At 67.0% G+C, this 15363-nt stretch carries 8 protein-coding genes, 3 pseudogenes and 1 CRISPR repeat array (1 of these 12 only partly in view); of the genes and pseudogenes, 8 read left to right on the top strand and 3 right to left on the bottom strand.

The annotated features are described in order from the left end of the window. Positions 1 to 113 precede the first annotated feature (113 nt). The 4 genes and pseudogenes from B7C62_20745 to B7C62_20730 all read left to right on the top strand — a co-directional run bounded on the left by B7C62_20745 (position 114) and on the right by B7C62_20730 (position 8921). Positions 114 to 6713, top strand: a pseudogene (locus B7C62_20745) (Rhs family-like protein). A 395-nt stretch (positions 6714 to 7108) separates the two neighbouring features. After that, positions 7109 to 7369, top strand: coding sequence for a hypothetical protein (locus B7C62_20740; GenBank protein ARF74388.1), 261 nt, complete (start codon positions 7109 to 7111; stop codon positions 7367 to 7369). A 228-nt stretch (positions 7370 to 7597) separates the two neighbouring features. Further along, positions 7598 to 8376 (top strand): annotated as a pseudogene (locus B7C62_20735) (IS5/IS1182 family transposase). A gap of 107 nt (positions 8377 to 8483) precedes the next feature. Continuing rightward, positions 8484 to 8921 carry a hypothetical protein gene (locus tag B7C62_20730; protein ID ARF74387.1) on the top strand — a complete coding sequence of 146 codons (438 nt, stop codon included), beginning with the start codon at positions 8484 to 8486 and terminating at the stop codon, positions 8919 to 8921. Here the strand turns inward: B7C62_20730 and B7C62_20725 are convergent. Further along, complete coding sequence (locus B7C62_20725) at positions 8787 to 9185, bottom strand: hypothetical protein (protein ARF74386.1); 399 nt, start codon at positions 9183 to 9185, stop codon at positions 8787 to 8789. The genes B7C62_20730 and B7C62_20725 overlap by 135 nt on opposite strands. Before the next feature lie 42 nt (positions 9186 to 9227). Between B7C62_20725 and B7C62_20720 the strand changes: the two genes are divergently transcribed. The 3 genes from B7C62_20720 to B7C62_20710 all read left to right on the top strand — a co-directional run bounded on the left by B7C62_20720 (position 9228) and on the right by B7C62_20710 (position 12243). Continuing rightward, positions 9228 to 9629, top strand: a complete 402-nt coding sequence (locus B7C62_20720; protein ARF74385.1) for a hypothetical protein — start codon at positions 9228 to 9230, stop codon at positions 9627 to 9629. A gap of 804 nt (positions 9630 to 10433) precedes the next feature. Continuing rightward, positions 10434 to 11306, top strand: a complete 873-nt coding sequence (locus B7C62_20715; protein ARF74384.1) for a hypothetical protein — start codon at positions 10434 to 10436, stop codon at positions 11304 to 11306. Between the two features lie 547 nt (positions 11307 to 11853). Then, complete coding sequence (locus B7C62_20710; protein ARF74383.1) at positions 11854 to 12243, top strand: hypothetical protein; 390 nt, start codon at positions 11854 to 11856, stop codon at positions 12241 to 12243. Between the two features lie 214 nt (positions 12244 to 12457). Here B7C62_20710 and B7C62_20705 read toward each other — a convergent pair whose 3' ends face one another. Next, positions 12458 to 12790, bottom strand: a complete 333-nt coding sequence (locus tag B7C62_20705) for a hypothetical protein (GenBank protein ARF74382.1) — start codon at positions 12788 to 12790, stop codon at positions 12458 to 12460. A 273-nt stretch (positions 12791 to 13063) separates the two neighbouring features. Here B7C62_20705 and B7C62_20700 point away from each other — a divergent pair. Beyond that, positions 13064 to 13475 (top strand): annotated as a pseudogene (locus B7C62_20700) (hypothetical protein). 113 nt (positions 13476 to 13588) lie between these two features. Here the strand turns inward: B7C62_20700 and B7C62_20695 are convergent. Further along, positions 13589 to 14182, bottom strand: a complete 594-nt coding sequence (locus tag B7C62_20695) for a hypothetical protein (protein ARF74381.1) — start codon at positions 14180 to 14182, stop codon at positions 13589 to 13591. A 268-nt stretch (positions 14183 to 14450) separates the two neighbouring features. Further along, a CRISPR array of direct repeats spans positions 14451 to 15363; the repeat unit is 29 nt; unit sequence GTGGTCCCCGCGCGTGCGGGGGTGGTCCC (it continues 92 nt past the right edge of the window).

The following is a 15363-nucleotide window of genomic DNA, read 5'->3' as shown; positions in this document are numbered from 1 at the left end:
TCGACCGCACAGGGGCAAGTGATCTGCATCCAAAAGGAAAGGTCAAGGATTGACTTTACCTTCACATTAACTTTACATTGAGCGCCTCTCGGCGATCTTGTGAGGATTCCCTCGTGTACGTGGACACCACGCTGCCCAAAATTCGTTACCTGGCCCAGGTGCTGGTCACCATCGCCATCGTGACCATGGTGGCGCTTCTGGCCTCCCTGATCCCGGGCATGGACGTCGCCCAGGCCGCCGAACAGCGGACCGAACCACCGGGCATACAGCACGAGAAGTCCATACCCGGCAAGGACTTCGTACCGGGGAAGCAGGACCGTTCCAGCGGCTCGGACCGCAACTGGAAGGCTCCTGACGCGAGTTGGCCGACCGGCCAGCAGACCGAGCGGATCGCCGCAGCCTCGGCCCCGACCTCGGCCAAGGGCCGGGCGGCCGCCCTCGACACGGGACCGGTATCGGTGCGGCAGGCGACTGACGCCCCGGCCGAGGACATCGCCGACACCGGCCTCGTGGAAATCGAAGTCCTGGACCGGAAGGCCGCCGAGCGGGCAGGCGTCAACGGGGTCCTGTTCACGGTGACTCCCACCGTTCCGCTTATGGCGAGCAGAGCCGTCTCCACGATGGAAGAACCCCCCTCGGGTAAAGCAGAGGTCAAGTTCAATTACCGTGATTTCGAGGGAAGTTTCGGCGCCAACTGGGGTTCCCGCCTGGAGCTGATCGACACCGCCACCGGCAAGTCGCTCACCCAGCACAACGACACTTCCGCCCGTCAGCTGACCGGCGAGATCGACCTCCCCGAGACCCGCGCGGGCCGGGCCGCCCAGCCGGTCGCCCTGGCCGCGGTGGCACGGGCGGCGGGATCGGGCGGCGACTACTCCGCCACTTCGCTGTCGCCTTCCGGTTCCTGGATGGGCGGCTCCTCGTCGGGCGGCTTCTCCTGGACCTACCCCGTGGACGCGCCGGAGGTCCCGGGCGGTCCTGAGCCGGAGGTCGCGCTGGGGTACTCCTCGCAGGCCATCGACGGACGTACCGCCTCGACGAACGCGCAGTCCTCGTGGATCGCCGAGGGCTGGGACTACGAGCCCGGCTTCATCGAGCGCCGGTACCGCTCCTGCTCCGACGACCAGGGCACCGGTGCCAACAACCCGGGCCAGGCGGGCAAGACCGGGGACCTGTGCTTCGGTTCGGACCAGATGGTGATGTCCCTCGGCGGGTCCTCCACCGAGCTGGTCAAGGACGACACGAGCGGCGCCTGGCGGCCCGCGGACGACGACGGCTCCAGGCTGGAGCGCAAGACCGGCGCGGAGAACGGCGCCCGGGGCGGCGAGTACTGGGTCCTCACCACCACGGACGGCACGCAGTACCACTTCGGCCTCAACAAGCTGCCCGGCGCCGCCGCCCAGCGCACCAACTCCACCCTGACCGTGCCCGTCGCGGGCAACCACTCCGGGGAGCCCTGCTACGCCTCCGCGTTCGCCGACTCGTTCTGCGACCAGGGCTGGCGCTGGATGCTGGACTACGTCGTCGACCCGCGCGGCGACGCCATGTCCCTGTGGTGGACCAAGGAGTCCAACCACTACGGCAAGAACAACAAGCCCGCCGGTGTGAAGTACGACCGCGGCGCCTACCTGAAGAACATCGACTACGGCCAGCGCTCCGACAAGCTGTTCACCCAGAACGCCGCCGCGCGCATCACCTTCACCGTGGCCGAGCGCTGCATACCCGGCTCCGGTTTCAGCTGCGCGGAGGCCGACCGGACCCCGGCCAACGCCAGGCACTGGCCCGACACCCCGATCGACCAGCAGTGCAACGCCGGTGCTCAGTGCAAGGACAAGAACTCCCCGACGTTCTGGTCCACCAAGCGCCTCACGAAGATCACCACCCAGGTCAACAACGGCGGCTTCAAGAACGTCGACTCCTTCACCCTGGACCAGAGCTTCCCCGCCACCGGGGACGGCACCTCGCCGGCCCTGTGGCTGAAGTCCATCGAGCGCACCGGTCACGGCCAGGACGGCACCACCGCGACCATGCCGAAGGTCACCTTCCGCGGTGAGCAGATGGACAACCGGGTCGACGGCTTCGAGGGCCTGGAGCCGTTCTCCCGCTACCGCATCCACGCCGTGGACACCGAGAACGGCGGCACGATCGGCGTCACCTACTCCCCGCAGCAGTGCAAGCGCGGCGGCACGATGCCCGCCAGCCCGCACACCAACACGCTGCGCTGCTACCCGCAGGTCTGGACGCCGAAGGGCGCCCTGGAGCCGATCACCGACTACTTCCACAAGTACCTGGTCACCCAGGTCCGCGAGGAGGACAACGTCACCGACGCCGTGGCCAAGGTGACGAGCTACGAGTACCTGGGCGGCGCGGCCTGGGCGTACGACGACTCGGAGAACACCGAGGCCAAGCGGCGTACCTGGTCGCAGTACCGCGGTTACGAGCGGGTCCGCACCCGGCTGGGCTCCGGCACCGACGTCAAGCAGCTGACCGAGAACCGCTACTTCCGCGGTATGCACGGCGACAAGCTGCCGTCGGGCACCCGTTCGGTGGAGATCGAGGACTCCGAGGGCGGCAAGATCGCCGACCGCCCGGAGTTCCAGGGCCAGTTGCGCGAGGAGATCACCTACGCCTCCGACGGCGGAGCCATCGCCGCGGCCACCAAGCTGACGCCCTCCGCGGTGAAGACCGCCGAGCGCAAGCGCACCGGCACCACCCCGCTCCAGGCGTACATGGTGTCCCCGGTCAAGTCCGAGACCCGTGAGCACGTCAAGGACACCACCTGGCGGCGCAGCTCGGAGACCACCACGTACGACAGCACCGGACTGCCCACCGAGGTCGAGGAGACCACCCCGTCGGGCAAGAAGGCGTGCACCCGGATCGAGTACGCCCGCAACACCGCCAAGCACATCCTCGACACCGAGTCCCGCGAGGTCACCACCACCGGGGCGTGCGGTGCCACCGGCGGGAAGGTCATCGACGACACGCGGTCCCTCTACGACGGCGGCGCGTACAAGGCCGCTCCGACCCGGGGCCTGGTCACCGAGGTCCAGGAGCTCAACGCGGCGGGCGACGGCCACATCACGGTGGACCGGACCGAGTACGACATCCACGGCCGGGAGACCAAGACCTTCGACGTCGAGGGCGACGAGACCCGGATCACCTTCACCCCGGCCACCGGCGCCGTCCCCACCAAGCAGGTCGACACCGACCCGCTCGGCCACACCGAGACCACCGAGTTCGACCAGCGCGGCCTGCCCACCGCGGAGATCGACGCCAACGGCAAGCGCGTCGACATGCGCTACGACCCGCTCGGGCGCCTGCTGAAGGTCTGGGACATCGACCGGAACCCGGCCACCCAGTCCCCGTCCGCCGAGTACGACTACACCATCCGGCGCGACGGCCCGACGGTCGTCACCAACAGGACCCTGAAGGACGACGGTTCGTACGCCACGAGCTACGAGATCCTCGACGGCCTGCTGCGCACCCGCCAGACGCAGGACGCCGCGGTCGGCGGCGAGGGCCGCATCGTGAGCGACACCTTCTACGACAGCGTGGGCCGTACGTACAAGAGCAACGACGGCTACTTCAACGACCAGAACGTCGCCCCCAGCCTGCTGACCGTCGGCGACAACGTGGTGCCCTCGCAGACCCGGGTCGTCTTCAACGGCCTCGGTGAGGAGACCTCCGAGGTCACCTACCACTACGGGGACGAGAAGCTCCGCAGCACCACCGTCAAGGACGGCGACGCCGTCACCGTCACCCCGCCCAAGGGCGAGACGGTGACCACCACCTACCAGGACACCGACGGCCGCGACACCAGGCTGCGCGAGTACACCAAGGCCGACCGGTCCGCCTGGCAGGACACCACCTACGGCTACGACGACCAGGACCAGCTGACCAAGGTCACCGAGCCCGGCGGCGGTGAGCACACCTTCACCTACGACGCCCGCGGCAGGCAGACCTCGGCCACCGATCCCGACGGCGGCACCACGCGCTTCGAGTACGACCGGGGCGACAACCTCACCACCGTCGTGGACGCCCGCGGCAACAAGCTGGTCACCACCTTCGACAAGGGCGGCCGCCCCACCAGCCTGCGCGAGAACTCCGCGACCGGCCCCAAGCGGCTCGAGTGGACCTACGACAGCCTCGGCAAGGGCCTGCCCGTCGCCTCCATCCGCTACGACAAGGACGGCAACGCCTACCGCGACGAGGTGACGGCGTACGACGCCAACTACCGCCCCCGCACCACGAAGACCACCATCCCCGCCACGGCCGGAAAGGCCGCGGGCGAGTACACGTACACCTACGCCTACACGTCCACCGGCAACCTGTCCTGGGTCGAGCTGCCCAAGGTCGGGCCGATGGCCAAGGAACGCATCGTCTTCCGGTACAACCGCGACGACCTGCCCATCTCCATCTCCGGCGCCGCCAACTACGTCACCGACGTCACGTACTCCAAGTACGGGGAGATCCTGCGCTCCGAGGCCGGACCCGCGGGCAAGAAGCTGTTCTCCACCTACTTCCACAACGACTTCACCCGCCGGACCGACCGCGTCGTCCACGACCGTTCCGTCCAGCCCGGCCGTATCGACGACACCACCTACTCGTACGACGAGGCAGGCAACGTCACCGGTATCTCCCGCACCCCCGGTCCGGGGATGCCCGACGCGCAGACCGGCACCGACACCCAGTGCTTCGCCTACGACCAGCTGCGCCGCATGACCTCGGCCTGGACGGCGCGGGAGAAGTGCGCGGCGGACGGCCCGAGCAGGGCGACGGTCGGCGGACCCGAGGCGTACTGGCAGTCCTACGAGTTCGACGCGTCCGGCAACCGCACCAAGCTGGTCGAGCACGACCCCACCGGGAACGCCGCCAAGGACATCACCCGCACCTACAGCTACGGCGGTGACGCGGGCGGCCCGAACCGGCTGAGGGAGATCACCTCCACCGGCGCCGACGGCACCACCAGGTCCACCTTCGGCTACGACACGGCCGGCAACACCACCACCCGCCAGAACGGCGGCACCACCCAGTCCCTGACCTGGGACATCGAGGGCAACCTGGAGTCCGTCACCGAACCCCTGGAAGGCGGAGGCGAGAAGAAGACCTCCTACTTCTACGGCGCCTCCGGCGAGCGCCTCCTGCGCACCGGCGCGGACGGAGCCACCACCCTCTACCTCGGCGAGACCGAACTGACCGTCAAGGCGGACGGGACCGAATCGGTGCAGCGCTCCTACGCGCACCCCGACGGCGCCACCACCGTCCGCTCCTCCGACGGCGGACGCGAGATCCTCCTCGCCGACCACCACGGCTCCACCCAGGCATCCGTCGACATGGTCGCGGCGGGCATGCCGGTCACCCGGCGCCTGCTCACCCCGTTCGGCGAGGACCGCGGCGCGGCCCCGTCCACCTGGCCCGGATACCGCGGATTCGTCGGCGGCACCCGCGACCAGGACACCGGGCTCACCCAGCTCGGCGCCCGCCCCTACGACCCCGCCACCGGCCGCTTCCTGTCCGTCGACCCCATGGTCGACTACCAGCAGCCCGCCACCATCAACCCCTACGCCTACTCCAACAACGCCCCCGCCACCTTCTCCGACCCCGACGGCCTCTTCTTCCCCATCCTGATCGGTATCGCGGCCCGTATCGCGATCCAGGCGGCCATCCGCGCCGCCGCCCGCCGGGCCGCCCAGATCGCCGCCCGCAAGGCGGCCGAGGCCCTCCGCAAGAGGCTCCTGGCCGAAGCCCGCAAGCGCGCCATCGCCGCGGCCCGCAAGAAGGCCGCCGCCAAGGCCAAGCGCGAAGCCGCCCGCAAGGCCGCAGCAGCGAAGCGCGCCGCCGCCAAGCGGGCCGCCCAGCGCGCCGCGGCAAAGCGCGCGGCAGCCCGCCAGGCTGCCGCCCGCGCCAAGCAGCGCGCCCAGCGCGCCGCGGCGAAGAGGGCCCAGGCGGCCCGCGCCGCCGCCCGCAAGGCCAAGCCCAAGCCCAGGCCGCAGCCGAAGTCGCAGCCGAGGCCCAGGCCGAAGCCGTCGCAGAAGGCGAAGCCGGCCCAGCAGAAGAAGGCCAGCCCGAAGCAGTCGGCCGGCAGCAAGGCCCGTGAGGAGATCAAGAGCGAGGCCAGGGGCCAGGCCGAGGAGGCTGTCACCGAGCAGGTCGGCTGCCCCAGCAACAGCTTCGTGCCCGGCACCCTCGTGGTGATGGCGGACGGAACCCGTAAGCCGATCGAGGACGTCAAGCTCGGCGACAAGGTCCTGGCCACCGACCCGAAGACCGGTGAGACAACCGCGCAGCCGGTGGTCGCCACCATCCTCGGTGACGGGGCGAAAAACCTGGTCAAGGTCACGGTCCGGACCGGGGACGCACCCCCCGGGAACATCGGTGATGCTGTCCGGGCCAGTAACCGGGATGACCACGGGGTTCCCGTCGACACCGGGCTGCTCCAGCTCCAGCCGGACAACAACGGGAACGTTGCCGGCACCGCTACCGGCACGGTCGTCGCCACGGACGGACACCCCTTCTGGGTTCCGGCCCTCGGTGAGTGGGTGGACGCCGATGACCTGGAACCCGGCCAGCGGCTCCAGAGCTCAACGGGAAGCTGGCTGCAGATCACCGCAGTCCAGGCATGGACACAGAACGCCACTGTTCACAACCTGACCATTGCGGACACGCACACGTACTATGTGCTGGCGAGGAAGACTCCGGTCCTGGTTCACAATTCAAATTGTCCGTGGACCTCGGTGCGCAAGTATGACGGTGATGGCCACCCGGTGGACGGAACCCGCATACCGACGAACGATGCGCTCAATGCAGCAGAGAAATGGCTTGGCCGTGGATACAGGGAGCCTGTTCCGGGTAGCGGGCGATACGTTTCGAGGAGCGGTACGCGTGTCGCAAGAATGGGTGAATCGGATATCACTGGACAGCATGGCGGTGGCCCGCATATGAATTTTGAGCGGCTCGCCCCCAATCCGAAGAAGCCTGGAAAAATGATGGTCACCGAGAATCGACACATCTATCTCGAGTAGGGCAATTCCAGTGACTTTACTGTCCGAGGAAGCTAGCACTTCCCTTTAAGCAGCGAAGTCGCTGGTCAGAAAGTTAGGAGCACTCGATGGAGCAAGTAATTATCACCCCCGATTACCGGCCTAATGAAGGGCTGCGCTTCTCGTGGGATGAGGGTTTCGAGATCACGGTCTCTGCGACTCGATCGGAAGTGCTGATCAAGGCCAACCGCGCGGGGCTCACTTCATTGGCGCGACACCTTCTTACACTTGCGCAGGAGGGCGTAAGCAATGGGATGCATGTCCACCTTACTGCTGACCAGGAGATCGAATCTGAGATCGATCTGATCCTGGAGCGGATGGCAGACTGAGTCCCTTCGACCCACATCCTTGTCGACTGATCGCGGTCTGCGTTGATAGACGTACCGAAGGCCCCAAGACTTTGCATCTGCAGCCTCGGGCCTTCGGTGCGTCTGATACGTCAACTTCCGCTCCGCCTTGACGGCAGCGTAAGTGAGCTTTTCCAACCTGCCGACGCTGGCGTGTTGGACGGATCTACGGAACGACGAAGCTCCTGGTAGACGGTTTTCGCGACCAAGATCCGCTGTCCGCCAGGAGCTTCGCGTGCTGTCTACCCGTCGTCGATCGACCTGTCCAGTCGCACCCTGCGGTGCCTGACTGGACGACTCGCGGTGCGGCGAGGGAGATCGGGACCAGGTGGCGGCGCCTGACCGCCAGCCGTCAGGCTCTCCTCGCCCTGGCCCCACCTGCGGTGCGGTGACACCTGCGCCCAGCTTGCCGCCGGGTTCGGGATCGGTATCGCGACCGCACACCGCTACATAGGCGAAGCCGTCGATCTGCTGGCCGCGCTCGCGCCCACCCTGGCCGAGGCGATACGCATCGCGAGGACGAAGGCGTTCGTGGTCCTGGACGGCACTCTGCTGCCGATCGGCGGATCGCCGCCGGCACGCCGTACTACTCAGGCAAGCACAAACGTCACGGTATGAACGTCCAGGTCCTCACCGACCCGTTCGGCCGCCTGCTGTGGGCCTGGCCCGCGCTTCCCGTATCCGCCCACGACCTGACCGCCGCCCGCACCCACGGCATCGTCGACGCACTCACCGACGCCGACCTCAAGTGCTGGGCCGACAAGGCATACCAGGGTGCCGGCGGCCCCATCCGGGTGCCCTTCCGCGGCCGCCGCCTCAAGCGGTGGCAGCACCGGCACAACAGCACGCACACCAAGATCCGATGCCTCGGCGAGCAGGCCATGGCCACCCTGAAGGGCTGGCGTCTCCTACGGAAGCTCCGCTGCAGCACCACCCGCATCACAGCAATCATCCAGGTCATCCTCGCCCTTCACCACGCGTCAGCGTGAGGTTGGAAAAGGCTCAATGATCGCCAGCAGAGGCAACTCAGCTCGAAATCCCCTTTCGCCAGTAAGATCAATAGGGAACCTGAGGTTTTCGTAGCTAGGGAGCATCCATGGGAACATGGGGGCACAAACCGTTTGAAAATGACACAGCCGCCGACTTCGCTGGCGATCTAGATGGTGCACTGCAGTCCGAACGGGTCGAGATGCTACGCGCAACTCTTGCTTCGGTGGCGAACGACGCCAGCTCCCATGTCGATGGAGGCAGCGCGGAGATGGCAATCGCCGCAGCCGCCTTGGTCGCATGGAGGACGGAAGGCGGAGGAGAGTTCCAGTCGGAGGTTTGTGGCCCATCCTGCGATATTCCGGATATCCCCAAAGAAGTGATATCCCTGGCAGTTGACGCAGTATCTCGCCTACTTGTCAAGGACAACGATTTGTGGGACGACCGGAGCCAAGAAGGAGACGGAGAAGAGTGGCTTGCGATGCTCCAGAGACTGAGGTCGACGCTGAGCAAGGAAAGCACCACTCCCCAGGAATCTCTTTGGTAGTACTGAGGTCCGGCGGTCTATCGACGCCCCGTCCGCCGCCCACCTGCGAAAACGCGTATGCAACGTGGCCCACGGCCCATACCTCCCGGGCACATCCCGCCAGGCCACCCCCGTCCGGAACTTCCACACGATCCCGTTCAGGACCCTGCGGTCATCCAGACGCTTCCGCCCCCGCAACGACACAGGCAGCAACGGCCGGACGAACTCCCACTCAGCATCCGACAGTTCATGGCGACGTATCACCACATCATGATCCACCAGCAGGGATCATTTGACGACAGGGCCTAGGCCGATGAAGGAGGCGCGATGTTGAAGGTATTGCGCGACGATTCGACCGGGGAATTGGAGCTGTCCGGAACCCGCTCCGAGCTGCTGGCCTTGGCTCAGAAGCTACGGAACGGCAGGGGAGAAATACTCCTGGCGAAGGTCTCGAATCCGTTCCCGTACACGAAATCGTTGTTGCGGATTGAATTTCAGCAAGCGAGTGGGAAGATGAGAATTTCTTCTTCCGAAGATGGTGAAGCTCTGGAGGTTGAGGGCGGGCAGGAGTCCCTTTCTCTCCTTGCTGAGAACATCGAAGGGTTCACTTTGGAGGCGGATCAGAATGACCACCTTCATGTGGATTACTTCCCAGAACATGGCTATCTGGCCGAGGGGTCGGGCTCGCTGGTTGTCGCCATCGGCAGCGATGCGATCCAGGCGTCCTGAAGCGGCTGAGTGCAACTGATCCTGAAGTGAAGCAGTCAAGTTTCCGGTCTGACCTGTGTCGGCGAGGGGTACGGAGGGCGCGCAGCCTCAAGGCGGTCGACGGCGTCGCGCCGGAGGCGGAACGGACGCGCGGTAATACCGATGCGGGTGCGTCCGACCGGTTCCTTGACGACGATTTCGACCTCCTGCTCCAGGGAAGGGTGGCGGTCGGGCGCTGACTGCCACGCCGCATGCGACAGGACAGGGACGGGTGTCCACACAAGCGGAGCTGTTCAAAGCTCTTCACTGGTTCGAGGCGGCCCGCCGGCGCGACCCGCGCGCCCGGCCCCTCGGGGCCGCCGCCCGCTCCTGTCTCCGCCCTGCTTGCCGACGACCCCGCCGGACCAGGCGCGCAACAGCCACCCAGCGAACCTTTCCAGGGGCTCCGCCCCAGCCCCCGGCCCTCCCTCCGAGGGGGTGGGGCATGTGGGTCAGGTGCGGCTTCGTCGTGGTGTGGGGTTCGGGGTCGCGGGAGGGAGTCCCTCTCCGCCCGCTCAGGTCCCGATCCTGCCTGAGCTCCGGCCCGCCAAGTGGTGGGGCACCCCTGTGGGCGGGTGTCTGCCGGATCGCGCCCAGCTGATGTGGCGGCCGGGCGTACCGTGGACCTTTTCACAAGGCCGGGCCTTCCGTTGAGTCGCTCCAGACAGCCAGGAGTACACTCCGGAGCGGTCCGTACGAGCTGGGAAAGTCCGGCAGACTGGAATGGCTTCGCCCGTGACTCTTTGTTTTCTTGTCTCCAAATATGACGAGCCCAGGCGTAGTGGTTTGATTGCCGACTGGACTTCCTTCGAAGATGTCGGCAAGTCCTTCAATGGCGAAGTGCTGACGGCTGCCGAGTATCGGCGGGTGGAGGATTCCTACATCTCAGCCGTGGCATACCTGGCCGACGCGATGCAGGCGGACAGATTCGAGTTGAGGAACCTAGTTCTCAACGAGCCCCCGCCGGCCTGGCTTGGCGCCGTTTATGACGGCTGCTCTGTTGATCGGCACACTGCCCTGAGGTTGCTCAGGTGGATGCTCCGACATGGCTTGCTCTCTTGCACTTTGACAAGTGGAGATACCTTGCGGGTGGCGGTCGAGACTGACTTTTACCTCTCGGTGGAGATCCAACCGGATGCGGTGGACTCTCTGGATGAGGTGAAACGCCTGGGGCTGCATGTGGTCTCTGTGCCTTGCGGCAAAGAAGAAAGCGATGCGGCCTCCCGTCCGGCAGATGGCGAGTTCTGGGAGGAGGTCGCGCAGAGCGTCAGGCTGTCGCGAGGCACAACTGCAATCCTTGAGCGCTGGGCGGATGGGTCCTACGGCTGTCGATGGCATCCCATTTTGGACGAGGACCTCTCGATAATTTCCAGATCCATTCGACCGCATTCCTTGGTTACGGCATATCTTGACGCAAACGTCCAATGGATCTCCCGGCAAAATCTCCTGCCTGCAATTGAGTCGGCCACCATGGCCGAAGAATTGCCGGTCGTGATCTTCTCTCGGTCGATCGGCGGAGTCTCACCAGAAATTCTGGTATGCAGGGAGGGGGTCGATCTGCCGACCGAGGCAGAGGTGCCCCTGGGCGATGATTTCGGATTCTTCCTTTGGCCGGATGACGATTCAACCTCCATCCAGGCGGTAGTACCGGGTGATTGAGGCCAATCCGCGCAGTGAATCAGCTCGCATAGGGTCCAGGGTCGGGGTCAGGGCAGGCAGGGTTCATCTGCGTTAAATCCTCGAGCGCCTTCCTCCCCGGACAGGAGAATGGTTGACAGAAATATTGTAGCCATTGAAACGAGGCCCTCTCGAATTCTTTGGAAGAGCCTCGTACCGTTTGACGGCAACCTGTCACCGCTGGAGTGGGTCAAACAAACATTTCGCAGTCCCGCCGCTGGCACGGCAAATCCGGGAACTCGGTTCTTCTTTCGGGGACTTCCTGAAGGTGGCAGTCGGCGCCAAGCGCCGACTGGCCTTTCTGCACCCCGACAGAGCACTTGATTTCTGGCCCATGCATCATTGTGTGGGCCCACAGTCTCATGTCGGCCGCTGCCTGGCAGACTCTCTGGCCGGTTTGACAGCAAGGACGGGTGGTCACGGTGGTCGGCCCGCTGTCCGGTGGTGACATAGACGTGGGCATGCGTGACGCTTGCCGCGTCCGAAGCGCACGGGCAGGTTTGACCCAATCCTCTCTGGAAGGAAGCAAGTGGTGAGCGATCGTTGGAAGGACCCCGAGGTTCTGCGGGGCGCGGTGAGCGGGGCGGAGGCGTTCAGCCTGCCGGCCGCAGACGCCGCTGCCGGGTCCTTCGAGGTGGAGTATGTGGTCACCGGCGTGGGCGTGAGCGAGATTTCCTACACCACAGGACCTGGTGGCGACGCGGGCGAGGTGGTGGTCGAGGGACCGCGTCTTCCCTGGCGCACCACGGTACGCATGGCGGGGGCGGAGGCTGTGCCGGTGCTGAGTGTCATGCTGAGCGAGGACGGGGGCCGGATCGAGAGTGTGATCCGTGTCGACGGCTTGGAAGCGATGCGGTCGACGGCGGCCGGGGCGTCGGGGACGTCGGTGTGTGTCGCCGAGCCGGGCGGAGCGTGGTGACGCCAGGTCCGTCTCCCGTACGGCCCGCCCTGCGCTACTTCACCCTCGACGGCACCGGCCACCCCACCCACAGGGGCTCAGGGCAGCATGATCCGCCGCTACATCATCTGGCGAAGCGGCGAAAACGGCGGGACAAGAACGCCGCCGACAAGCGCCTTAAAGCCCTGGTGAACCCGGGCCAACGCCGCCTGACCTGCCACGCCAGCAGACGGCGTCACCACAGGTGTAGGAAGCTCCGGACGTCGTCGTAACCGTCGACGGCCCGGCCGTCCACGTCCGCCGGGTCGGTCTCGGCCCGCGCCGAAAGCGACTGGGCCAGCGCGAGGGCTTCATCGCTGAGGTGTCTGAAGCGGCGGGCGGTGTGTCCCAGGCACAGGCCGGCCAGCCCGAGCAACGGACTGCCCGGCACGGCCCGCGTTCCCACCTGCACGCACCAGTGCTCGACGAACTCCGCGTCGTCGTCGTTCAGCGCGGTCCCGACCAGCACCGCCGCCGCCTCGCCTTCAGCCGAACGGTCACGCAGAGCACGCTCCAGCGTCTCGACCACCACCTCGTGAGGCAGCGCGGGAGGGTTCTCGAAGCTCAGATGAGAATGCACCCCGCGAGACTACGCAGGGTGCATCCAATAGGCGTCTGCTGCCGCCTCGCCCTACAAGACGGGACGCACGTTGCCTGATGCGGCACTAGGCGTTCACCGGTGCTCCTGCGCATGCAGCGGCCGCGGGCGCGAATTCCCGGGGCCGGTGGCGCTCATCGGCGGCTCTCGCGCCAGGCCCTGACGAGCCGGGCCGCAGTAGGACAAGGACCGCCGGAGAGTCGGCAGGCGGCGCAACTGAGGGTGTGCTCGAGGAACACGCGGTAGGCCCCGTCCGGCTGAGGTACAGACTTGACCAGCTTGATCACAGCGCGCGCCTGCCGGCGACCCGCAACAGGTCACCGCCGACCAGACGGCGGGCATGCCGGAGGTACTGGCCACGGCGGTCCGCGAACTGATCGCGGAGTACGAGGCCAAGGAGTCACCGGAAGCGGTCTGCGCCCGCGACGCGGACAAGCTGGAGTGCCTGCTCCAGGGCATCGAGTACAAGGCCCAGGGCTACGAGAACGCCCAGCGCTGGATCGACAACAGCCGCGGCCGCCTCGTCACCGGAACGGCGAACCGGCTGGCCGATGAACTCCTGGCCCAGGGAACCATCGACTGGCTGCGCAGCGCCTTGGGTGAGGCCGAGAAGTAGCCCCCTGTCCTGAGGGCGGAGCACTTTGGACGAGGACGTGCCGTCCGGCCCGCCTGGGCCAACTGCCGACTGGGGATGGACGGGAAGGTGCCCGAACGCGGTCCGGTGGCGGTTCAGTTCTCGCTGTGGAACTGAGGGCGGGTCCAGAGAGTGAGATCACTGCTGGTCGCGATTGCCAGGGTGAGACCGGTTGGGGAGAAACCGGCGGTGCGCAGTTCTGAGTAGTCCGAGTGGAAGACGTGCCACCAAGTGCCTCCCGCAGCACCGTTGTTCGCTCCACCGTCGGCGGAGAGGATGACGCGGTCGTGGGGCCAGTCGGGGCTAACGACATCCACCGTCCAGCCGTCCGAGGTGGTGGTGTGCAGCCCGCCGCCGAAGAGTCCGGCGATACGGATCTCGGTACCCGCGACGGGGCCGAGTCCGGGGCAGGCGAGGTCCGGGTGGGCTTCGGGGGCGCTGGTGGCGGGGTCGGGGTCCCGGTCGCGGGCGATCTTCTTGCTGGTGGCTGCGTCGAAGAGTCCGTGCCCGTCGTGGGATACGACCATGGCGAGGTCGTGCCCGGTCTCCGGATGGACGGCGAAGCCGATGCCGAGCAGGCCGCCGATGGGAATGCTCCGGTCCAGGACTGGATGCCAGGGCGCCGGGGACGGCATGACGGGAGCAGCGAGGTAGCGCTCACGCAGGCGCTGCTGGTACTCCGTGATCAACCTGTCTCCTCGATTCGGTTCACGCTCAGGGCCTCTCGCACAGCGTGCCAGGTCGGCTCACATGCCGTAAGGCTGGTCCCGGCTGGCAATCACTGTCCAAGGGCGGCATGGGTACGGAGGAAACGTGTGTACCGGTGGCGGGTGTTCGGGACAATGAGGGCTGCACGGGTTCCGACGGAAGCTACCTATGAGGCTGGGGGATATGTCCGTTTCTCAGGAAGTGATGAAAAACGAGCCCCTGGCCTCATAAACCCGCAGGTCACGAACTGTGGTCCCCGCGCGTGCGGGGGTGGTCCCAGCTGGTCACCGTTACCCTGCGACGATCAGCCGTGGTCCCCGCGCGTGCGGGGGTGGTCCCCCTGCAGCGATGCATTCGTGACGAGGCGCTCCGTGGTCCCCGCGCGTGCGGGGGTGGTCCCCGCACGTCACGCGACAGGCGCACCGTGCCCTCGTGGTCCCCGCGCGTGCGGGGGTGGTCCCTGCCCCGGCCCTTCTTGTTCCGGTGCTTTGAAGTGGTCCCCGCGCGTGCGGGGGTGGTCCCCCGACCCTCGCCTACCACTGCAAGAAGACCATGTGGTCCCCGCGCGTGCGGGGGTGGTCCCTCCCGGCTCCCATCCGGTCGGACACGGGCTGCGTGGTCCCCGCGCGTGCGGGGGTGGTCCCCGCCAGTCCGAGCGCCAGTCCGGCAAGAACGGGTGGTCCCCGCGCGTGCGGGGGTGGTCCCAAGGCGCCGCCGATGCTCGTGGTCCGGGCGCAGTGGTCCCCGCGCGTGCGGGGGTGGTCCCTGCGGCCACCCCGAGCCCGACAGCCCCATCGGGTGGTCCCCGCGCGTGCGGGGGTGGTCCCCTGCCTCCCGCCTCCGCTGACCGTCTCGTCCGGTGGTCCCCGCGCGTGCGGGGGTGGTCCCGTCGACTTCCACGCGGTCAGCGTGGCGACCGAGTGGTCCCCGCGCGTGCGGGGGTGGTCCCGTCACGCTGCACAGGCTCGGTTGAACGAGTCCGTGGTCCCCGCGCGTGCGGGGGTGGTCCTCCGAGCAGGAGCAGGCCGGAATTTTCCTCGTCGTGGTCCCCGCGCGTGCGGGGGTGGTCCCTGACGACCTTGGCCCGGGCGGTAGTACCGCCGGTGGTCCCCGCGTGCGCGGGGATGGTCCCTGCTCGAACCGGAGCACGGGCATCGCCTGG

This window comes from Kitasatospora albolonga, from assembly GCA_002082585.1.
Classification (GTDB): domain Bacteria; phylum Actinomycetota; class Actinomycetes; order Streptomycetales; family Streptomycetaceae; genus Streptomyces; species Streptomyces stephensoniae.
The sequence above is the reverse complement of the archived record's forward strand: the minus strand, read 5'-3'. Positions and strand labels throughout refer to the sequence as shown.

What these genes read in the sequence shown, in the direction of transcription:
- B7C62_20740 (ARF74388.1), top strand. Translation starts at nt 7,109, where the DNA reads ATGGAGCAAGTAATTATCACCCCCGATTACCGGCCTAATGAAGGGCTG.
- B7C62_20730 (ARF74387.1), top strand. Translation starts at nt 8,484, where the DNA reads ATGGGAACATGGGGGCACAAACCGTTTGAAAATGACACAGCCGCCGAC.
- B7C62_20720 (ARF74385.1), top strand. Translation starts at nt 9,228, where the DNA reads ATGTTGAAGGTATTGCGCGACGATTCGACCGGGGAATTGGAGCTGTCC.